This window comes from Henriciella sp. (assembly GCF_029936995.1).
In the GTDB taxonomy this organism is placed as follows: domain Bacteria; phylum Pseudomonadota; class Alphaproteobacteria; order Caulobacterales; family Hyphomonadaceae; genus Henriciella.
Genome location: NZ_JAPYRE010000016.1, coordinates 1 through 3563, shown reverse-complemented (window position 1 = coordinate 3563; position 3563 = coordinate 1). Strand labels below are relative to the sequence as shown.

3 protein-coding genes are annotated in these 3563 nt (G+C 63.3%); all 3 read left to right on the top strand.

Annotated features, from left to right (window positions below):
* A partial coding sequence (locus Q1K31_RS16575) for a hypothetical protein (RefSeq protein ID WP_300382050.1) occupies window positions 1–763 on the top strand: 763 nt, incomplete at its 5' end.
* Window positions 651–2369, top strand: coding sequence for a DNA polymerase Y family protein (locus tag Q1K31_RS16570; RefSeq protein WP_300382048.1), 1719 nt, complete (start codon window positions 651–653; stop codon window positions 2367–2369). The genes Q1K31_RS16575 and Q1K31_RS16570, both read left to right, overlap by 113 nt.
* Window positions 2366–3563, top strand: a 1198-nt coding sequence (locus Q1K31_RS16565) for a PHP domain-containing protein (protein ID WP_300382046.1), incomplete at its 3' end; no start/stop codon positions are given. The genes Q1K31_RS16570 and Q1K31_RS16565, both read left to right, overlap by 4 nt.

Sequence of the window (3563 nt, the reverse complement as noted above, 5' to 3'; positions counted from 1 at the left end):
AGAACAAAATAAGAACATTATGGATATTGCATCGCTCAAGGCGAAAGGACTGGTCTGGACGCACGCGAAGGCGAATGCCTCAGCGGGACGGTTTCCGTATGGCCTTGGCCAGCAGGGCGTCCATGAACTCATCGAAGCCCGGTATGGAGATATGCCGACTCTAGCCGGCTTTGCGCTGACTGCCATGGCCAGTGCGTCGGACGGGACTGTTCTCTGGGTTTCGCAATGGAAGACGGGGCGCGATCATGGAACGATCAGACCCTCGGGTATGAACCAGCTGTGTAGGCAGCTGCCCGGGCTTTTGTTTGCCTGGCCCCGGCGGACGGCAGATGCCCTGTGGTGTGTCGAGGAAGGCATCGTCTCGAAGGCGGTCTCGCTGGTTATCGCCGAGCTGGATGATGTGAACTTTACCGCCTCACGTCGGCTCGCCCTGGCGGCCTCACGTCACGGCGTGCCGGTGATCCTCATGCTGCCCTACCGGCATCAGGGCGCAACAGCGGCAACGGCACGATGGCGGATCCGCTCACGAGCCTCTTCTCCCAACCGGTATGACAGCCGCGCTCCCGGCGCGACCCGCTGGCGAGCCTCTCTCGAACGCTGCCGGACACATCCGCAAATGAGTGGTCACAGCTTCGACCTGGAACTCGATCATGAAACGCTATCTCTCCGTGTGGTTTCCGGACTGGGCACTGACACGCCTGCGCCGGGCGAAACGGCGCCAGGCCGGCAAGTCGCACCCGCGCCACAAAGACGAAGCGCCTGAGCCTGTTCACCCCTTCGTTCTCATCGAGGAGGGAGCGCATGGGGTGAGTGTCGCGGCCGCTAATCCATCGGCGCGCAAGCTTGGCGTGCACGAAGGGCTTGGCTTGCCAGATGCGCGGGCACGCTGTCCCTATCTCAAATATGAGGCAATTGACCGGGACGCTGACAGACAGGCGCTCAAGGCCATCGGCGCCTGGATGATACGGGTCGCTCCGCTCGTTGCAATTGATGGCTCTGACGGGCTGATGCTGGAAACTACCGGATGCGCGCATCTCTATGGGGGTGAGGCCGGAATGCTGGAGACTGTTTCAGCGCTTCTGGATCGGGACGGCCTGCCACACCAGCTTGGACTTGCTGGAACGCCGGGCGCGGCTAGCGCGCTGGCCCACACTCGGCCGGGAAGTTGCCTTGCGCAGGGCGGCGAAGCAGATGGACTGGCGGAGCTGCCGGTGACGGCGTTGAGGTTATCGGCCGAAGCGGTCGGCCTGTTGAAGCGGTTTGGGTTGGTCCGGATTGGCCAGCTCTACGGGATAGATCGCAAGGCGCTCGCCCGGCGCTTCCAGTCAACAGCGATTGCAGATGCAGTGCTTGTCAGGCTCGATCAGGCGCTCGGCCTGCGCCATGAGCCGGTCCACACGATCATGCCGCAGGCTGAACTGACCTGTAAGCTGGTCTGCCCGGAACCGCTCCTGGCGAAGGAGGGCCTCGTGGCGGGACTGGAGACCCTTGCCGGTCAACTCTGCAAGGTTCTGTCGGCCCGTGGCGAAGGCGCACGTGGCTATACATTTCATGCGTTTCTGGCCGAAGGAGGTGTCAGATCGGTCTCGATCTCGCTGGCGCGTCCGGTCAGGACGGCGGCCCATGTCTTGCGCCTGTTCGATGAGAAGATCGACCGGATCGATCCGGGCTTCGGCATAGACCTCCTGATGCTCGAGGCGCATAGGACAGGCCCGATGGACGTCAGCGTGCCCGCCCTTTCCGGCTATCTTGCCGCCGGGGCGCATGACCCGGTCATGCTTTCCGCGCTGGCTGACCGGCTGACCGCCCGCCTTGGAGGCGGCATTGTCAGTCTGATGCGCCAGGTCGAGAGCCATGTTCCTGAAGAGGCGGAAGTCAGGGGAGCGTTCGATGGTGAACTCGCCACATCAACATCTGAAGCAAAGCGGCAGGGGCCTCGCCCGCTGCGCCTGCTGGAGCCACCCGAAGTCATCAAGGTCATGGCCGAGGTCCCCGACGGCCCGCCGCTTCGGTTCAGCTGGCGGCGCATCTCGCATGAAGTCGTCCGCGCCGACGGGCCGGAGCGTATTGCGCCGGAATGGTGGCGCCATGACGCCCCACCGCAAAAAGCCGCTAACCCGCCTGGCATTGACCGCAAGTGGCTGGCGCCGAAGCTTGATCCGCGTGCCGATGCTGAACTCATCGCGCAGGCCTGGCAGGAGCTTGAAAGTATTGATGAAGCCGTGCCGTTCCCCAGCCTGCCACGCGCACGGGACTATTACCGCGTCGAGGATGCTGCCGGCCGGCGTTTCTGGCTGTTCCGTGACGGGCTTTATGGCGATGGCCGCGGCGGATCGCCGGACTGGTACATACACGGGCTCTTCGCATGACACGGTATGCCGAACTCGCCGTCACCACGAATTTCTCCTTCCTGCGCGGGGCGAGCCACGCCCAGGAGCTGGTCGCGCAGGCGAAGGCGCTGGGCCTGTCGGCCATAGGTATTGCCGACCGCAATACGCTGGCCGGGGTCGTGCGCGCGCATCTCGCCGCAAAGGAGGTGGGCCTGCGCCTGCTTGTCGGGGCAAGGCTTGTCACGGCTGAAGGGCTCGAGCTGATCTGTTATCCAACCGACCGGGCGGCCTATGGGCGTCTGTCGCGGCTGCTCTCAGAGGGTAAGATGCGGGCAGAGAAAGGCACGTGTCACATCACGCTGGATGATGTCATCGCGAAAGCCGACGGCCAGGTTTTCATTGCCGTGCCGCCAGATGCGCCCGATGCAGATTTCCAGGCCCGTCTGGAGCGTCTTCAGGGACTCTGGGCAGGGCACCTTTATCTCGCCGCGCGATACAGCTTTGCCGGGCAGAACCGCGAGCAGATCGCGCGGCTGGCCGAGCTTTGTGTGAAGGCGGGCGGGGTGCCGCTCGTTGCGGTCAATGATGTTCTCTATCACGCGCCCGAGCGCCGCCCGCTTCAGGATGTCGTGACCTGTATCCGCGAGCATTGCACCATCGAAGACGCCGGCTTCCGACTGGAGGCGAGCGCCGAACGGCACCTGAAACCGCCTGAGGAAATGGCACGGCTGTTCAAGGGTTTCGAACCGGCCCTGCGCCGGACACAGGAGGTCATGGAGCGCTGCACGTTTTCGCTCGACGAACTGGCCTATGAATACCCCGACGAACCCGTGCCACCGGGCCTGACACCCCAGCAGCACCTGGAGAACCTGACCTGGCAGGGAGCGATCTGGCGTTATCCGGAGGGTGTGCCTGACAAGGTGGACCGCGCTGTTAAAAAAGAGCTCGGCCTGATCCGGACGCTCGATTATGCCCCATACTTCCTGACCGTGCACGACATCGTCGCCTGGGCGCGAGCACAGGACATTCTGTGTCAGGGTCGTGGCTCTGCGGCGAATTCAGCGGTCTGTTTCTGTCTCGGCATTACGAGCGTCGATCCGGATAAGACCAGCCTCCTTTTCGAACGTTTCCTGTCGAAGGAACGGAAAGAGCCACCCGATATCGATGTCGATTTCGAGCATGAACGCCGCGAGGAAGTCATCCAGTATGTCTATCGCCGCTACGGCCGCCACA

Coding starts and splice junctions, on each gene's coding strand:
- Q1K31_RS16570 (WP_300382048.1), top strand. CDS start 651: ATGAAACGCTATCTCTCCGTGTGGTTTCCGGACTGGGCACTGACACGC.